The following is a 20,237-nucleotide window of genomic DNA, read 5'->3' as shown; positions in this document are numbered from 1 at the left end:
AGTTTTTTGCGTATAAGTCGCTGACATTCCTATCTTTGCGTCAATTCAACTCTGTGTAATTCACCGGGTTGATCACCAAAACACTGACGAGACTTGCTACTTAAAGTTACCAAGAGACTTTATGCATACATTTTATTGTCTGCACTTCTCTGCTTAGGAGAAGTTTTGCTGGCACAGACTCCTATTACGTCAGCCTCATTCAACAACGTTACTACCGGTTTAACTACTTCAAGTTATGTAGCTACTTCTCCATCTGATGCCAGTGGAGGAATTACTGCCAATACCAGCTATACTGTCAATTATGGACAAACCAGAAATCAGTTCATTACAGACTATACCTTAGGCGCCACTCTTTATGACAACTTTGTCCTGCCAGACACGCTAATCATCCAAAGAACTGATGCAGGGCGACAGCTGATTATATTTTATGAATATGGAAGCACCAATACAGCTCCAGACCCTGATGAAATTAATATTCAGCCGGAACAACAGGACAATGAAGATGCTCTTTATGAAAGTGGGCTTTCCAATGCCGGTTATGACAATATCCTGGTGAACTCCGCTACCAACTTTGCTAACGTGGAGAGAATAGATGTCATTTACTATTCAGGAGTAGTAACCTCCACTCCTGCCAATGCTGTATTTCCCATTATTGAAAGAGGAGGAAATGACGACATCCGGGTGGCTGCTATCAGGGGACTCGATGCGAGCGGGAATCCTAATGACTACTATCCCACTGTTGTAAGAATCCGCGATGATGATGGAGACTGGGGTAGCCTTGGAGTGAACCATACTTCCATAGTAATGAGAAGACAGGATGCTACTTCAAATCCGCTTCCTCAAACCATTCTGAGTAGCCAGGTGCTCAATGGAACAGCTATTGCTTTCGATGAATTTGGAGTTGGGGCAGATGAAATCGTTTATGGCTACTCCATTTTTGCTGATGACGTAACGGTCACTGGTAGTGATCTTGTTGATTTTTCCAACGCCACCAACTATCCAACCAACACAGGCTCGGCTTCAGGTTTAGATTTGATTGCCGGAATTTCTACGGCAGTAGCCAGTGATGACAATCTGAGAAAAGCTACCGGTCCGGGAGGATACAAGGCAGCGCTCAATACATGGTTAAAAGCCAATGTCGGTGTAACTACAGCCACTGATGCCTCAGGTGTAACCGACTGGCAGGACCAGTTCCTCGGTAATCATGACGCTACTAACCTCGGAACATCACCTACCTACCGTGATGGATCTGCGAGTGGATTACAAGACATTAACTTTAACCCGACTATAGACTTTATCTCCGCTACAGAAACTGGTCTTCAGATTGCGGACAACACTGATTTTAATACCGCTACCTCATATCAAAGGAAAAGCATCAACATTGCCATTAGAACAGGTGATGATGTAACCACCAAGCAGCAAATTTATGAGCAAGGAGGTGCTACCCGAGGACTGAATGTGTACCTGAGAGCAGGCAACCTTTATGTAGGCGCCTGGAACGGAGCCTCTGACGGAGCAGGATCCCCATGGTCCTTCGATGCAGTTTCTACTGCAGTTTCCACTGATACTGAGTACATCGTTTCAATCGAATTTGATGGGAATAACACCACAACAGGGAGTTTAAGGGTCTACCTCAACGGTCAATCAGTAGGAACAATAGCCAATGTAGGGCTTTTGTATGCGCATGCTGATGATATAGGGATAGGTGATGTTGCAGGAAGCTCCTTGTATGATGATGGTGGAAGTGCAGCCGCTTCATTCTATGGAAGTATTCCCGAATTAATTTACTGCAATGAACCCTCTGCTTTCAGTAGTGCCCAACGCAATAGAATTGAAAGCTATCTGGCCTTGAAGTATGGAATTACGCTTAATCAGAGTACTCCTATTAACTATGTCAATTCTGATGGCATTACCATCTTCAACACCACCAGCAATGCATCCATTGGAGGCTTCCTGGAATATAATAATGACATTGCAGGTATAGGCCGTGACGATGCTTCTGAATTCATTCAGCTGGAGTCACAAAGCGAAAATGCTGGTAGCCTTGTCCGCATTTCGCGAAACTCAGAGATTGGTGTAGATAATAACTGGATGATCTGGGGAAATGATGGTGGAGCTTTAACTGAAACAGCCACGGGAACGCCAGATACAGTTGACTTAAGACTTACCAGAGTTTGGAGAATGAGTAAAGTCGGCAACCTGGGCGTAGTAGATGTTTCATTCGACATAAATGATTTAGGAATTGGCACTAATCCCAACAATCTCAGCCTGCTGATTGGTGGTAGTTCATCTGCAGGAGACTTTTCTTCAGCCACCTTGATTACATCCGGAGCCATAAGCACAATAGATGGAAGAACCTTCATTACTTTTTCAGATGTAAATATTTCGAACGGAGAGTATTTCACTCTTGGAACAGATTACTTTAGATGCTCCCCTGGAGGAGTAGAGACCGACTTACTGATATGGTTCAGGGCAGATGAGGGTACAAACACCACCGTCAACGGAGCAAATGTCACATCTTGGGAGAACCAAACGCAGTTCACCAATAATGCCTCTGAAGTTAATCAGGGAGGCACGCCAGAAGAGCCTACCTATATCTCAAATGCTTATAATTTCAATCCATCGATTCGTTTTACAGACCCGGGAAACACCAATAACTCGTACTTAGAAACTGCATCTAACCCAATTACAGGTGACATGACCTTAATTTCTGTATTTGCGACCACACAGTCTGAAGGAACTACAGAATTTTGGTCCTCTCCGGCCTTAATTGGCGCTGAAGCCGGTGGGACAACTAACGATTTTGCTTTAGGCCTTTCGGGAGGACGTGTACACGCCAAAATTGCCGCGGGTAACGGCTTGGGAACCAGGAGTCCTGCCTCACCCACTTATTCTGATGGACAGGTAAGAATTGCAACAGCCACCAGAGTACAAGCTGCCAGCGGAGCATTAGAACTTTATATTGATTCAGAAAATGTAGCTTCTGGAACTTCGGACAATACAGTGCTTGACGATCCGGCCTCTATTGGAATTGGTAATCATACCGACCCTATAACAAGCGCCCAGTTTGCAGGTGATATCCCCGAAGTTATTATTTATGCCGATGACCTAACCGCAGATGAACGGACGAGGGTAGAAACCTATGTCGCCATTAAATACGGAATTACCAGAAATGATTCGGATGATGGAGGAACTGTTTCCATAGACGAAAGAGACTATAGAAGCGCATCCGGAACTGTCGTTTGGGATTATGACGGACAAGGCGTTAGTTTTTATAACGACATTGCAGGCATAGGCCGAGATGATATTGCATGCTTCGAGCAAAGACAATCCAGCAGTATTAATTCAGACGAAATTCTTACCATAGGCTTAGGAACCATAGCGGATGACAACATTTCCAACCCTAACTCCTTTGCTTCAGACGATAGCTACCTGCTATGGGGCAACGATGATGGTGCAACGGCATTTGCGAGCAGAACAACAGGAGTTACCGGTATAGGAACAGTAACCGAGAGAATGACCAGAATCTGGAGAGCAGATGAGACTTCTTCAGACGTTGGTAACACCGCCATTAGTTTCGATCTGACTGGCCTAGGCTATACAGGCTCTCTTTCAGATTATCAGCTGATAGTTTCGGACAATTCAGATTTGTCTTCCGCTACCCTCTATCAAGCAGCAACCTATTCCAGCAATGTGGTAACATTCACCGGTGTGAACCTTGCTGACGGACAATATTTCACACTAGGGACCGCCAGATCGCAATGTGGTCCAGGAGGAATTACCACCAACCTGGCATTATGGCTTAAGGCCGATGCGGAAGTCTACAATAACGGTACTACTGCAGCCACTAATGGCCAAACCATCAGCACATGGGCTGACCAAAGTACCAGCGGTACTAATGCCACAGTAGCCAATTTAGGTGGTGGTGCTCCACAGGCTCCTACCTTCAGCAGTGTAGATATTAATTTCAACCCTTCAATAACCTTCACTGATCCGGGCAACACCAATGCATCTTACCTGGCAGTTAACACATTGCCAGCCTCTGTAAACATTACCGCCATTTCTGTTTTTAGAACAGCCCAGTCAGAAGGCTCCGGCTCACATGATACAAGCCCTGCCCTCATTGGTGCCAGTGGTGGTACCGGAGGTAGCAGCCAAAATGACTGGAGTCTTGGTCTTAACAGTGGCTCTCCTTTCTTCAAGGCTGAAAGAGCGAATAACTCTACCGGAGCAACCTCTGGTTCTACCAATACAGATAGCCAGCCTTATATTTCAACCGGAGTAAGAACCAACAACGTTAACCCTTATACACTTTATGTCAACTCCGCTTCCGTGGCCACTTCTTCTCCCGGTAACAATACGCTTAATGATGCCGCATCGATAGGGATTGGAAACCATAATGACCCGGCTCAGACCTCTGCACAGTTTGCAGGAAACATTATGGAGACCATTGTTTTCTCCGGAGCATTGGATTCTGACCAACAAAATCTGGTTGAATCTTACCTGGCCATCAAGTATGGTATTACAAGAGTTGGTATTGACAATGGTGCTACGGGAGCTATTGATGAAAGGGATTACAGAAGATCAGATGGAACCACCGTTTGGGACTATGACGGACAGGGAACCACCTACTACAATGACATAGCCGGTATAGGTAGAGACGATGGTGCCTGCTTCACTCAAAAACAGTCATCGAGCGTGAATTCTGATGATATCGTTACGATAGGAATAGGTGGTGTCAGCGCCTCTAATAGTGAAAACGCCAACAACTTTGCCGATGATGGAGACTTCTTTGTGTGGGGAAATGACAATGGTGCCACAGCACAGGCGAGTGCTGAAACCAGTGATGTCCCGGTTATTATTGCCGAAAGAATGTCTCGCGTATGGAGGGTAGATGATACTGGTTCCGTAGGAGAAACAGAAATTCAATTTGATCTAACCGGCCTCGGATGGGGAACAGATGCTGAAGACTACAGACTCATGATTGCCGGAAGTGGAAGTGGTGGAACAATGGCTGGAGCAACACTGGTCACCGGTGGAACATTTAATGGTTCAGTATTGAGTTTCTCTGGAATTGATTTGGCCGATGGCGAATATTTCACCTTGGGTGTAGTGGAATCATGTGGGCCAGGTGGAGTTAACACTAATTTGGCACTATGGCTCAGGGCAGATTTGGAAGTATTCTCTGATGCGGGTACCACCACCGCGGTAAATGGTAATGATGTAATACAGTGGAACGATCAAGGTTCTACCAATAATGATGCCTCTGAGGTAGACCTTGGAGGGGCCTCTCCTGTTGAACCAGTCTACCAGACTGGAGATGTTAACTACAACCCTAGCATCTTATTTACCGACCAAAACACAACCAACAGCTCCTATTTATTAACCGGAAGCAATACAGTTACAGGCAATATGTCTTTGATCACTGTCTTTACCACAGCACAGAGTCAAGGTTCAACAAGCGACTTTAGCCAATCTCCTGCACTCATTGGCGCCAACTCTGGAGGAACGGATGACTATGGACTCGGAATGACGGGAGGAAGAATTCATATTAATGCGGCCAATAATTCTTCCCTCAATCTAAGAAGTCCCTCTGGAACCACATACATTAACGGAGAGCCTTACATAGCTATGGGTACCAGGGTACAGGCAGCTTCGGGCGCCCTTAATTTATATGTAAACTCCAGACTTGTGGCTAACAACACAGCTTCCGACAATACCTCTTTAACGAGCCCAGCCGGATTTGGTATCGGAAACCATAGCACCTCAACAAGCGCGGGTCAGTTTCAGGGAGAAATCATGGAGGCCATTGTATTTAGTGAAGTACTATCGGCTCAAGAACGACTTCAGGTTAGTTCATACCTGGCCATAAAATATGGTATAACGCTGACCAACGACAATGACAACGATGCTACAACAAATGAAATTATCACAGGCTCCATTAGGGAAGGTGATTACCTGGCTGGTGACGGTGGTGTCATCTGGGATTACGCAACCAGAGGAGCTACCTATTTCAATGATATTGCCGGTATAGGTAGAGATGACCTGGCTTGTCTTAACCAAACACACTCTAAAAGTGAGAATGACGATGCCATAGTTGACATTGAAATCGGCTCCTTCTCGGAAGATGATTCTTGGTTTATTTGGGGTAATGATAATGCAGCGATGGAAGCCCCTGATAATAAAGAAAGGCCTGAAACAATCAACTCAAGGTTAAATCGTGAGTGGCAGGCACAGGAAACGGGTACAGTAGGAACCGTAACTGTCACCTTCGATCTCACAGACATTACGGGTGCACCATCAGGAAGCAACGATCTTTCACAGGTAAGACTGATGATTGATCAGGACGGAGACTTTACGACAGGGGTAACACTGGTGAGCCCATCAAGCTTTGATGCCTTTAGTAATACGGTAAGTTTCGATGTAGACTTTACCGGAGCAACGGGCTATTATTTCACTTTAGGCTCTGAGCAGGTTGATGCATTGCCTGTAGAATTGTTCAGGTTCGAAGTGAATTCTATAGACAAGGCAGTTCAAATCAATTGGTCAACGGTAACAGAAACCAATAACTCTCATTTCACCATTGAAAGGAGTACAGATGGAAAAAGCTTCATTGAGGTTGCTGATATTACCGGTGCCGGAAATTCAAGCAGTATTCAAAACTATACTTACATTGATCATGTAGAGCAGTCAGGTACATACTATTATCGAATAAAACAGACTGATTTCAACGGGCTGGCAACTTATAGCGAATTGAAGGGCGTCTTGGTGACTTCTTCAAACTCTTATTATTTAAAAATATACCCTAATCCGAACGACACCGGTCTTCTCAAATATGATTTTGAAGTTCCATCCGAAAATGCGGAAGTTCAGTTAACTATTATTTCGACTTCAGGAGACATGGTATTAGCTCACAATCATTCAAATACTCTGGAAAGGGGAACTGTCGACATTTCTTCCTTAAGACCAGGAATCTATTTTGTCAGATTAAAATCCGGTAATTCAAGCTTTACCAAAAGATTAATAGTCAGATAGTTTAACAACCGCTCTTAAAGCTTAACCTATACTTAATCAGAAATTAGGCACTGAATATTGACATGCCATATTTTTTAACCATCTTTACAGCCCTTTCACCAAAAAATTTGTAGTTCACCACTACAAAACTGCATTTTATCTCAACCTAAGAATTCGAAGTACTTGTTGAAATTTTAAAATGGAACTGTCCATAGCTGGATAAGTACGTCCAGACTATTGACTTAAATAAGGGCTATGATGGCTGCAAAGCTGTTGAATAATATTCTTTCACTCACACAAAAACCAAGACTACCCTTGTTGGTAGCAATACTGCTTGCTGTTTCTACTCAGCTTGTAGCACAAACGCCTATTTCTGCCATTTATGTTACGGGTACAGCAGGTACAACCACCAGCTATAATGCCACTGCCCCAAGTGATGCCATTAATGACATTACACCTTCCAATCTTTATACTGTTCGGAATGGACAAGGAACTAACCGCAATGTTCGCGTTGATAGTTTTAATGTAGATAGCCGCTTTTATACCAATTTCCTTACTCCGGATACAGTGGCAATCCGAAGAACTGACGGAAGCCGGTTCATTAACATCTGGTATGAGCTGATTACTGATCCATTGACTTCTAACCCAAATCTCGACCTGGGTCCTGATGCGGTAAGTGATGCTGATGCGGTTTATCTAACCCGAAACCTGAATGCGGGATATGACAATATTTTGGTCAATACAGATGATGAAGGTGCCGGAGCAATTCAGGCTCAAACAGAACGTGTGGATATTATCTGGCGTACAGGCATTGTTACCTGTGAACCTGACAGTGCCATATTCCCGGTTATTGACCGGGGAGGAAATGACGAAGTTAAAGTAGCTGCCATTACATCTCTCGATGCGAACGGTGACCCTGATGGATTCTCAGACCTTGTCCTTATTCAGGATTCAGATTGGCCCGGAACTGGTCAATCTTTCGACAACTTCCTCATCTTAAGAAGACAAACACTGGGAGAAGACCCAATTCCGATCGGTAACATTGGTACCTATGTGGTGGGTCAATCGGCTCAGGTTGTTCAGGGTGTGGCGGTTTCATTCACCGATCTGGGCATTTCGGCAAATGAAGTAGTTTATGGCTATTCCATCTTTGCCTCCGATGTAGATGCTGTTTCACATGATCTGACCGACATCAATACCTTCCCGAACACAACCCTGGCCAGTAATAGTGGTCTCGATCTGGTGGCAGGAATTACAGCAGCAGTTTCTGCAGATGACTGCCTATCTCCCGCTACAGGTCCGGGCGGATACAAAGCTTCACTTGCTACCTGGCTCAAGGCGAATGGGGTAGATAGAAATGGCAATAATGAAGTAACCTCTTCGGTATCTCAGGGAGCTAGCGTTACCGACTGGCAAGACCACTGGATTGGCAACAATGATTTTAGTACCGATCAGGGTACCCCTACTTATAACCTCACAAGCTCCTTGGTTAACTTTAATCCTTCTGTGGAATTTGCCAGTGCCTCATTGGCTTTGACCAATGACCCGGACGAAGACTTCAACAGCTCAAGTTTTTATACCAGAAAGGGTATCAACATTGCCATTCGCACCCCAACACTTAGCCCTTTAAGTTCTAAGCAGGTAATCTATGAGCAGGGAGATGGAGACAGGGGTATAAATATCCACACCAATGGCACTACTCTCTATTTAACTGCCTGGAATCAGATTTCTGATGGAACCGGAGCCCCTTGGAATACGGGGTCACCCGTAAATACCATCTCCGTAGGTGGCCTTGCCTCAGATACAGAATACATTATTTCGCTTGAACTGGATGGCAACAGCTCTATCACCGGAACGGCCAGAGCATACCTTAATGGCTTGCAAATTGGTACACTTTCTAATGTAGGTTTGTTATTTGACCATAGCAGCGGTGATGTTACTCTAGGTTCCTCAGATGCTACTGAGTCTCTGGAATATAATGATGGAAGCAGCGCTAGCGCTTTCTCATTTCAAGGAGAAATTCCTGAATTCATCTACTGTAATGAACCAGGGGCCTTCTTGCTCTCTCAAAGAAGAAGGATCGAGAGTTATCTGGCTATTAAATATGGAATTACGCTTGACCAGACCTCACCTATTAACTATCTGAACTCTGACGGAACAGTCATCTATAACACCACACTCACAACCGCTTTGGGCGGATACCTAACCTATAATAATGATATAGCCGGAATTGGGAGAGACGATGGCTCGGAGCTTTCGCAACTACAATCGAGAAGTGAAAACTCAGGCTCTATTGTAACGATGGAAAGAGGTACAGACTTTCCCAACGACAACACCTTCCTTATCTGGGGAAATGACGGGGCAGACTTTGATGACAACACAACTACTGGCCTGCCTACAAACATAGGCAGAAGAGTAGACAGAGTCTGGCGTGTTGCCGAAACCAATAGTGCCGGTCTCGTTGACATTAGTTTTGACTTGAGTAGCGCCAGCTTTACCGGATCTAATTACAGCCTTTTAATTGCCGGAAATTCATCGGCAGGTTCATTTAGCAGTGCAGAAATCATCTCTGGAGGAACACTGAATGGCACTACCTTAACCTTCTATGATGTAGACCTAAGCAATGGTGAATTCTTCACACTGGGTACAGCATATAGTACTAATTGTGGTCCTGGCGGACTTACTGACTCAGAAGGTTTGAGTATTTGGTTAAAGGCAGATTTAGGCACAAGTGCAACTACCGACAGTGCAAGTGTGGCTTCATGGACCAACGTGGCTGGTAGTGGCAATGATGCAACACAGGGTACAGAATCCAGCAGACCTCAATTCAGAACTAATTACATCAACTTTAACCCAACAGTACAATTCGATGAAGGTAACAAGACTATGAGCGCTTCATCCGGATTCTTTACTCAAAAGTATTACATCGTCATTACCCCTGATATTGACATTCAGGATGAAACTGCGGCAGTCGCTCCATTGAGCTTTGGCGCTACTAATCGAGCGGGTACCTTATATCTGGGCGATGGATTAGCTGACCTGGGACAAACTGCCGATCAGGGAAACCTGATCTCACATTATATCTTCAGCCCCAGCTTCCTCTATGAGCAATATGTTGATGATACCAAAGTATTAACGACTGACAGCACCTATATCATTGGTGTGCAAAGTGACAGTGTTGCCAACAGCGTTTCTATTAATCTGGACGGTCAGATTTTAACCACCTCCTCCTATTTGGGATCATACAATGAGCCAACTGAAAGTGCTGAAGGATACCTGTTAGGAGCCAACTACAATGGTACAGCCAATGGCTTCTTCGGAAAAATTGCCGAGGTCATTTCCTTCAATGATACACTGACTGCCCTGGAAGATATTAAGGTACAGTCATACCTGTCCATCAAGTATGGTAAGACCATTAGTTCTAATAGAGATGGAGATGGTACAGCGGGAGAGACCGTTTCAGGAAGTGTCACGGAAGGCGATTTACTGGCTTCAGATGAGGGGGTTATTTGGGATTATTCAGATAAATCCACCTATCATAATAATGTGGCAGGCATCGGTAGAGACGATGGTTCCTGCTTCGAACAGAAGCAATCCAGAAGTATCAACCCTACATCCATTGTTACTATGGGGTTGGGAGAAATATCTACCAGCAACGCCACTAACCTTAACTCCTTCTCTGCCGATGACTCCTTTTTGATCTGGGGCTCTGATGGCTCTGATATTGACGATACACCTGTGACAACTCAGCTTCCGGGTACCGTAACTGAAAGAATGGACCCAATCTGGAGAGTACAGGAGACGGGTACCGTAGGAGATGTGACTATCTCATTCGATCTATCCGGTTCGTCAAATTACACCAGCCGATTGGCATCAGATTATCAACTGATCATCGCCTCTTCAGGATCTACCATGCCTGATCTGACCGGAGCCTCTACTTATTCCGGTGGTACATTCGATGGGGATGTATTGACCTTCACTAATATCGATTTTGCCGATGGTGATTACTTCACCCTGGGCACCGCAAGATCTACGTGTGCTCCAGGTGGGGTAACGGCCAATTTGGCGTTTTGGGTTAAAGGAGATGCCGGAACAGATGGAACTACCGATGGTAGTACAGTTTCTTCATGGAGCGATTATGGTGGTAGTGGACTCAACCTGAGTGCCGTTAACCTGGGAGGAACAAATCTGGTAAACCCAACCTATGAAATTGACGAAATTAACTTCAACCCTGCTGTAAGATTCTATGATCCAAACTCAACCAATGGAGTATACATGGAATCTTCAGGTTCACATTCTGTGACGGGCGATATGTCTGTAATTGTTGCATTTAAGTCCGGACAATTCCAGGGTACAGCAGATGACTTCCAGAACTCTCCGGTATTCTTAAGCACAGGCTCCAGCTCGGTTAATACTGACTATGGATTAGGTATGGCCAGTGGCAGACTCTATACCAATGCCGATAACAATAACACATTTAATGCGCAAAGTCCGTCATCACCACTTTACAATACATTAGAACCAATTATTGCTACCATGACACGGGTTCAAGCTGCTTCTGGAGCTATTGAACTCTATGCTAACTCAGCTAATGTTCAAAGCGGTACTTCTTCAAATACAGCACTGAATGCCAACAGCACTTTCGGAATTGGAAATCACCCCGGTTCGGGCAACAGAGATGTCGATGCTCAGCTGAGTGGCAGAATTGGAGAAGTCATAGTCTTTAGTGGTGTACTGGGAGCTACCGAAAGGCAAAGAGTAGAATCTTACCTGGCCATTAAATATGGTATAACCAGAGATGTAGCATCCCTATCAGCTTCAGAACAGGATTATTTGGCCTCAGATGCCACTACCATCTTCTTCGACTGGGATGAAAACGCAACCTATAGAAGTGACATTGCCGGTGTGGGAAGAGATGATGGCAGCTGTCTCACGCAGACTATTTCCAGAAGTGAAAACAATGACGCACTTGTCACTATGGAAATCAATTCATTCGGAACTGACAATTCATTCCTTATGTGGGCTAATGACAATGCGGATATTGAATCAAGAGACAATATTGAGTTTAACACGGCTCAGGTAAAAAGTAGACTAAACAGAGAGTGGAGAGTGCAGGAAACAGGAACTGTAGGCTCAGCAACCATTACCTTCGATCTGGCAGATATATCAGGCCCCACAGGCGTAGGAACTAATAACCTTAATGAGATAGTCATGATGGTAGATTCAGATGGTGACTTTACCAGTGGCGTAACTTTGATTGAAGCAACCTCGGTCGATGCAGTCAATAACACCATCACATTCACTTACAATTTTACTGATGGACAGTTCTTCACTTTGGGATCTACAGAGGAGTTTGCGCTGCCAATCGAATTAATTGCTTTTAATGCAACTGCCCTTGAGAATCAGGTACATCTCAGCTGGACAACGGCTTCTGAAGAAAACAATGCTTATTTCTCCGTGGAAAGAAGTAGTGATGGTGAGCATTTTAGTACCATAGGAGAACTCCAGGGAGCCGGCACAAGCAATACCATTTTGAACTATAGATATACTGACCGTGAACCTCTGATTGGCAGAAGTTATTATCGACTGAAACAAATAGATTTCAATGGCAACTTCAGCTATTCCAATATCAAAGGTGTACTGATCAGGGCACAGCAAGACTACTCACTGGAAATACGACCAAACCCTGTTTCCAAACACGATGAACTAACGATTGTCTACCATATTCCTGACAACGGTTTTACCAACAGTGGGGAGATCAGTATCATTAGTCTCAATGGTCAGGAAATGTTCAAAGAAAGTGTTAGTTCCGGAGAAAACGAGGTGACCACCACGCCAGAACATTTTACTCCCGGCATCTATCTGGTAATCTTGACAACTTCTGAAGGTACAAGGCTCACTAAGCGCTTAGTTATCAGGTAAGTCAAAGCGCTCTACGAGCACTTTATTTCCCAATGGAAAACATTTTTCCCAAAATCGGAAAAAAATCTACCGTTCACATAATGATTTTTGCTGAAAATACCTCAAATTTGACCTCCTGACCCCAACCTATCGATTTGGCATAGAATTGCATGTTGACACCCATGCAGTTCTGGATGCACAACTGCTTAACCGTAATTTTTATTAGTAGATCACCTTCATTGGTGAATGATTGAGGGCTTGCTATGGCACACATTTGTGCTCACCTAAATACTAACAGACTGACACTAAGAAGGACTTTGCTTTTTCTAGCTGTCCTTGTATTGCCTACTATTTATGTGGTCGCTCAAACGGGAGTTAGTTCCATCAACGTTAGCTCTACCACCGCAACATCATCAACTGTCACTACCACTTCTCCCTCTGATGCCAGTAACAGCATCGTAGCGTCCAGTACATATAACTTACTCTACGGACAAGGAAATGATATTGCTGTTACAGACTATACTGTTTCCGGAACTACATATGACAGATTCCTACGTCCAGATACCCTGGTTCTCAACAGACGCCTGGCCAGTGACAGACTGGTTAATATTTGGTACACCATCAATTCAATTAACACAGGACCGAACCCGGACGAAATTTCTATTAACCCAACTCCTACCACAGATGCAGATGCCATCTACTTAACAGGAACTCTCAATAGCGGATATGATAATATTCTGGTAAATGATGATGACCTTGCCGGTGGTAGTATTCAGGTAGAAACCGAAAGAGTGGATGTGATCTGGTACCAGGGAATCCAAACCTCATCACCTACTACTGCTGTATTTCCTGTGATTGAGAGAGGAGGAAATGACAACATTGCCATCGCAGCCATCACCAGCCTTAACCCGGATGGCACGCCCGCTTCTTACGGAACAGTAATCGGAATTCCTGAAAACTCATGGCCGGGAACCGGACAAACCTATTCTAACTATCTAATATTAAGGAGAGAAACTGCCGGAACTGAACCTATTCCTTTGCTGAACATAGGAACTCTGGTTGGTCAGTCAGCACAAACCGTTCAGGGGGTTGCTGTTTCATTTTCGGAGTTAGGTATTTCAGCGAACCAAAGTGTTTACGGCTATTCACTATTCTCTGCCGATGTTTGCAACGGATTCGTTACGGATACCGGAGATATATTATCTACAGGTGCTCAAACCATCAAATCGGGAATTGACCTTACGGACATTACTACCTTCCCAAGCGACACCAAGTCTGATGATTCAGGCCTCGATCTCGTTGCCGGTGTTTCAGCAGCTGTTGCCAGCGATGATAACCTGATAGAGACGGTTGGACCCGGAGGTTATAAAGCAGCATTAGCCACCTGGTTGAAAGCCAACGATGGCGCATTTGTTTCTTCGGGAGGAGCCGCCTCAACAGAGGGCAATAGCGTAGGTTTCTGGGAAGATCAGTCCATAGGAAACCATGATTTTACTACTTCAGGTACTGCCCCAACATTCCGTAGCACTACCAGCTCTATCAACTTCAATCCAACTGTTGATTTCATTGAAAACGTAGAGAGAGGGCTTACCCTGGGCAACAACGAAGACTATAACGTGAAGTCTGTCAACGATGGATATCAGAAAAAGAGTATCAACATTGTCTTCAGAACGGACGCTACAGATATCACTACCAAACAGCAACTCTTTGAAGAAGGTGGAGGAACGAATGGCCTTGGCCTCTACATCCGCAATGGCAATGTCTATGCTGCCGCCTGGAACAGAGGAAACACAAGTGAGCCAACAGCTCCATGGAATGATGCCACAGAAACACCATTTATCAGTACAAGCATAGCCACTGACACAGAATACATCTTAACCTTTGAAATGGATGGTGACGGATCTGGCCTCACTGGTACACTGGAAGCCTACCTTAATGGTCAGAGCTTCGGTACTATTTCGGGAGTGGGACTCTTGTTTAACCACTCTGGCGGCATTGAGTTTGGCGACTCTGACGGGTCCAGATATGACGATGGTACCAGTGCAGCCTCCTCTTTCGATGGAGAAATTTCCGAATTTATTTATTGTAATGAACCAGGTCAGATTCTTTCAGGCCAGAGAAATAGAATTGAATCCTACCTGGCCATCAAATATGGAATTACTCTGGATCAGAGTACACCAGTTAACTATTACAACTCCAATGGAGACATCATATTCAACACTACCTTAAATGCGAGCCTGGGAGGCTTCCTTGAATACAATAATGACATTGCCGGAATAGGTAGAGATGATGCCTCCGAACTGGACCAACCTGCCTCACGCAGTGAGAACGATGGCAGTATTGTAACTGTTGACAGAGGGTCAACCATCAGTACAGATGATACCTGGCTGATTTGGGGGAATGATGGTGGAGCACTGACTGAATCAAGTGTTCTCACTATGCCAGACACTATTGAAAGCCGACTGGAAAGAGTATGGAGAGCGGCTGAACAAAATGAAGTATTAACTACCAGTGTCTCCTTTGACCTGACCGGACTGGGCCTAAGCACCAATGCCAATGACTTCAGTTTACTTATTGCAGGAAACTCAACTAATGCTGACTTTTCTAACGCTACCGTAATAACAGGAGGTACTTTCAATGGCAATACCATCACCTTTACCGGGGTCGATTTAGACGATGGACAATACTTCACTTTAGGAACGCAGTATTTCCGTTGTTCTCCAGGTGGGGTTGAAACTAACCTCGCATTATGGCTGAAGGCAGATGCCGGAACCAGCAGTACAACCAATGCTACAGAAGTTACATCATGGACAGATCAGACCGGTAATAACAATGCCACTGGTACTTCAGGTACAGTTCCAGATTATTTGGAAAATTACATCAACTTTAACCCGGCATTGGACTTCGATGGAGGTAGTGAGTTTTTAGCTGCAAGTGCAGGATTCCACTCAAGGGGTTTTTATCTTGTCATCAATCCTGACAACAGCCTAACCAGTGCCTCTACCGCACAGGTACCATTAGGCTTTGACGACAGTAGTGTAAGCCCAACCAACAGCATTGGTGGTTTCTTCCTGGGAAGTATTTATGGATCAAACGATGTTCTGGGACACATAGTAGGTAATGGAGCAACCAGTTATACCCGCGTTCAGATTGACAACACGAAAACCATAACGGGCGGTGAAACACAACTCTTTGAGGTAAGAGATAATGCCGATGTAAGTCCTACCGGATCAGTCATTTTCCAGAATGGATTACAGGTAGATAACACCTCAGGCGCAGGGAGTTTCCTTGCCGTATCAGATGAGGAATATGTTTTGGGAAGATTCGAAACACCGAACTCCTTTACGCTCAATAACTTTTATGATGGTAAGATTGCTGAAATCATCTCCTATTCAGTGAGACCAACAGATGCTGAAAACGACAGAATTGAATCTTATCTGGCCATTAAATATGGTATAACATTAGACCAAACCTCTGGAAGAGACTATGTAAACTCAGCTGGGACAACCATTTGGGATGCCACCGTCAATGCCACTTACAACAACGACATTGCAGGTATTGGGCGAGACGACTTATCGTGTCTTGAGCAGAAACAATCGACCAGTCAGAACTCAGGCAGTATTGTGACCATGGGACTAGGTACGGTTTCAACCACCAATGCCGCGAACCCTAACAGCTTTACCGATGATGGTGATTTCCTGATCTGGGGAGATGATGGCGACTTTGCAGACCAGGCCAATGCCAATACAGTTGATGTTCCCGGTAACGTAACCGAGAGAATGGAAAGAATCTGGAAGGTAGAAGATACCGGAAGTACTGGTGCAACCACCATACAGTTCGATTTAAATGGACTTGGCTACAGCAGTAACCTCAGTGACTTTAACCTAATTATTTCCAACACTTCAACCATGGCTTCAGGAACTGTGGTACCAGCAGCCTCTTTGGTTGATGGAATATTGACTTTCAACAATATTGACTTAACCGATGGCCAGTTCTTTACTATTGGAACAGCAAGAACAGCCTGCGGTCCTGGCGGAGTATCTACTAACCTGGCCTTATGGCTGAAGGCTAATGAAGGGACCAGCACAACCACAGACGGAGCAGCCCTTTCTACCTGGGGAGACCGAGCTGGTTCTAACGATGCCATCGGATCGGGTGGTACGGAACCTAACTATGTGGAGAACTCTCTGAATTTCAACCCTTCTGTCAATTTTGATCAGACCAATACAGAACAAATGGTGGGTGCCGCAGGCTTCCATTCTACTGCTTACTATATGGTGGTGAACCCTGACAACACCATCAACAATGCAAGTACCAATGAAGTACTTATTGGTTTTGATGAACCAGCCACGGCAACCGATGATTTTGGTGGCTTAATTCTAGGTTCTGCCACAGGAGCTTTTACCGATGAAGTGATTACTCATGCAATTGGAGGAACTGGCACGAGATGGAGAAGAGGAATTAGCCAAACCGGATTTGGTACGGTAAACTCCAGCCAGTCCTATTTGATGGCTGTACGAGATAATTCGGGAGCTACTGACTCGGAACTCCATGTCAATGGTCTTGAGCAGGCCGATCTAAACAGTGGTACATTCCTGACCTCAAGTAACGTAGATTATGAACTTGGAAGCTTTGTGGCGACAAACGCCTTCACCACAACAGGACACTATGATGGGCAAATAGCTGAAGTGATTTCATTCTCAACAAGACCTTCAGATGCAGAACATAACCGTATACAGTCCTACCTGGCCATTAAATATGCTATTACTTTAGACAATTCAGGTGGAGGAACTGCAGGAGATTATACCCGTGCAGATGGAACAATTATCTGGGATGCCTCTGATTATTCAACCTACCATAATGATGTGGCCGGAATTGGCAGAGACGATGACGGCTGCTTTAGCCAAAAACAATCGACCAGCGCCAATTCAGATGATATTTTGACCATTGGTTTAGGCAGTGTAGCTACCACCAACGCAAACAACTCCAACAGCTTTGACGACAGCGGTGACTATCTCCTTTGGGGAAATGACAATGGATCTACCTTACAGTCTAATGCCGAGACTTCAGATGTTCCTTCGACCATTACAGAAAGAATGACCAGAGTCTGGAGAGTAGATGATACCGGAACCGTTGGTGCAACCGAAATCCAGTTCGACTTGACTGGTCTGGGATATAGCTCTAATGCAGAAGACTTTGCTTTACTGGTTGGCAATACTTCAACCATGGCAGATGCTACTATCATTACCGGAGGAACATTTAATGGTAGTGTCCTTTCTTTCTCCGGAATTGACCTGACCGATGGTCAATTCTTCACTCTTGCCACAGCCTTTGCTACCTGTGGCCCTGGAGGCGTTAATACCAATATAGCGCTTTGGATCAGAGCTGATGAAGAAGTTTATTCAGATGCCGGAACGACCCTGGCCTCTGATAATATTGACGTTCAGCAATGGAACGATCAAAGCTCTCCTCAGGATAATACCAGTCTATCTACTCTGGGAGGTGCAGGACCTGTTGAGCCGACTTTCCAAACCGCTGAGGTTAACTTCAATCCGGTTGTTCGTTTCACAGACCCTAACTCTTCTAACTCGGCCTATCTGGAAAGTAGCACCAATACTGTTTCAGGAGACTTTACGCTGATCTCGGTCTTCGCAACCGGTCAAAACCAGGGTACGTCAAATGACTTTGTTAACTCCCCTGCCCTTATTGGTGCAAGTGAAACTTCTGGCACATTAGATTATGGTATGGGTATGGAAAATGGTACTATCTGGGTCAATGCCAACACGACCACCACTTTCGATGCAGAAACCTCTAATACCTATAACAACAACTTCTTCCATATAGCCACAGCTACGAGAGTCCAGTCAACTGGTGCTATTAATATCTTTGTCGATTCACAATCAGCCGCTAGTGGTACAGGCTCTACCAGTGCCCTGACTGATCCAACCAGCTTCGGTATCGGTAACCATAGTGACGGAGACTTAGATGCTCAATTTGCAGGTGATATTGCTGAAACCATTGTTTTCTCCCAGGCACTTGACTCTGACGAGAGAAACCGGGTCGAAAGTTATTTGGCACTTAAATATGGTCTTACCCGAAATGGTGCTGATGATGGAGGAACTGCCACCATTGACGAAAGAGATTATCGCGCAGCAGACGGTGGTGTGATCTGGGATTACGATGTTCAGGGTACCACCTATTACAATGACATCTTCGGTATTGGCCGTGATGACCTCTCTTGCCTGGAACAAACACAATCGAAAAGTGAGAACAGCGATGCCCTGGTAACATTCAATATGCCAGGAGGCTTCAGTTCGACAGATTCATTCATCCTTTCAGGTAATGACAATGCAGCCATTGAAAACCCAGACAACAGAGAATACAACTCATCACAGGTTCAAAGCAGGCTGAACAGAGAATGGAGGGTGCAGGAAACCGGTACCATAGGAAGCATAGAGGTTACTTTCGATTTAGATAACATCACTGGACCTCTTGGAGTAGGAACCAACAACCTCAGCTTGATCAGACTGATGGTAGATGATGATGGAGACTTTACTTCAGGAGTAACTCTCATCTCTCCAACCTCATTCAACGGAAGTAACAACACTGTCACTTTCACTGTAGACTTTACCAACGGACAATACTATACCCTCGGTTCTGAAGAGAGCGCAGCACTACCAATCCAGTTAATCTCCTTCAATGCAAGCCTGTTGGAAAACAACTCAGTCAGACTTAACTGGGTAACTGCATCAGAAGAAAACAATGCCTACTTCGACATCGAAAGAAGCAGCAATGGTACAACATTCGAAGTAGTTGGAACTATTGATGGACAAGGCGACTCAAACAGCACCCACTACTATCAATTTGTAGACAATCAGCCTACCGAAGGATACATGTACTACAGACTGAAACAAGTAGATAACAGCGGTGAATTTGAATATTCAGACATGAGATCTGTCTTTATAGAAGAAAGACAAGTAATAGCCTATACAGTATATCCAAACCCTGTAACACAGGGTGATCAACTCTATATCAGGTACAAAACCGATCAGGACAGAACGGCTAAAATAGCGGTAATCGACATGAGTGGATCGACTCATTACACAGCTGAAGTTCAATTATCCAAAGACCAAGAAACAATTGCCATTCCTACAGCCAATCTGAGTAAGGGAATCCATTTAATAAGGCTGATTGACTCTGAAAACAATATCAGTAGTTTCAAAATTATAATCAGATAATTATATAAATATAATCTGTATTTTTAGAGTTGGTATAAAATAAGAGTTACACTTAATTTTGTACTTCTATTCCTAATCCATATT

Annotated in this window: 3 protein-coding genes; all 3 read left to right on the top strand. The window is 44.6% G+C overall.

Annotation, left to right across the window (positions count from 1 at the left end; all coding sequences use genetic code 11):
* The first annotated feature begins 93 nt into the window (after positions 1–93).
* The 3 genes from ACOOEY_RS11365 to ACOOEY_RS11355 all read left to right on the top strand — a co-directional run bounded on the left by ACOOEY_RS11365 (position 94) and on the right by ACOOEY_RS11355 (position 20,153).
* Positions 94–7,035: a T9SS type A sorting domain-containing protein gene (locus ACOOEY_RS11365; RefSeq protein WP_420384834.1), complete on the top strand. Its 6,942-nt coding sequence runs from the start codon at positions 94–96 to the stop codon at positions 7,033–7,035.
* A gap of 234 nt (positions 7,036–7,269) precedes the next feature.
* Positions 7,270–12,936: a T9SS type A sorting domain-containing protein gene (locus ACOOEY_RS11360; RefSeq protein WP_420384833.1), complete on the top strand. Its 5,667-nt coding sequence runs from the start codon at positions 7,270–7,272 to the stop codon at positions 12,934–12,936.
* Between the two features lie 320 nt (positions 12,937–13,256).
* On the top strand, positions 13,257–20,153 hold the full coding sequence (locus tag ACOOEY_RS11355) for a T9SS type A sorting domain-containing protein (protein ID WP_420384832.1): 6,897 nt from the start codon (positions 13,257–13,259) through the stop codon (positions 20,151–20,153).
* Positions 20,154–20,237: the final 84 nt, after the last annotated feature.

This window comes from Roseivirga sp. (assembly GCF_965216855.1).
Lineage (GTDB): Bacteria > Bacteroidota > Bacteroidia > Cytophagales > Cyclobacteriaceae > Roseivirga.
Note: the sequence above shows the minus strand (reverse complement) of the source record. Positions and strands in the feature narration are given on the sequence as shown.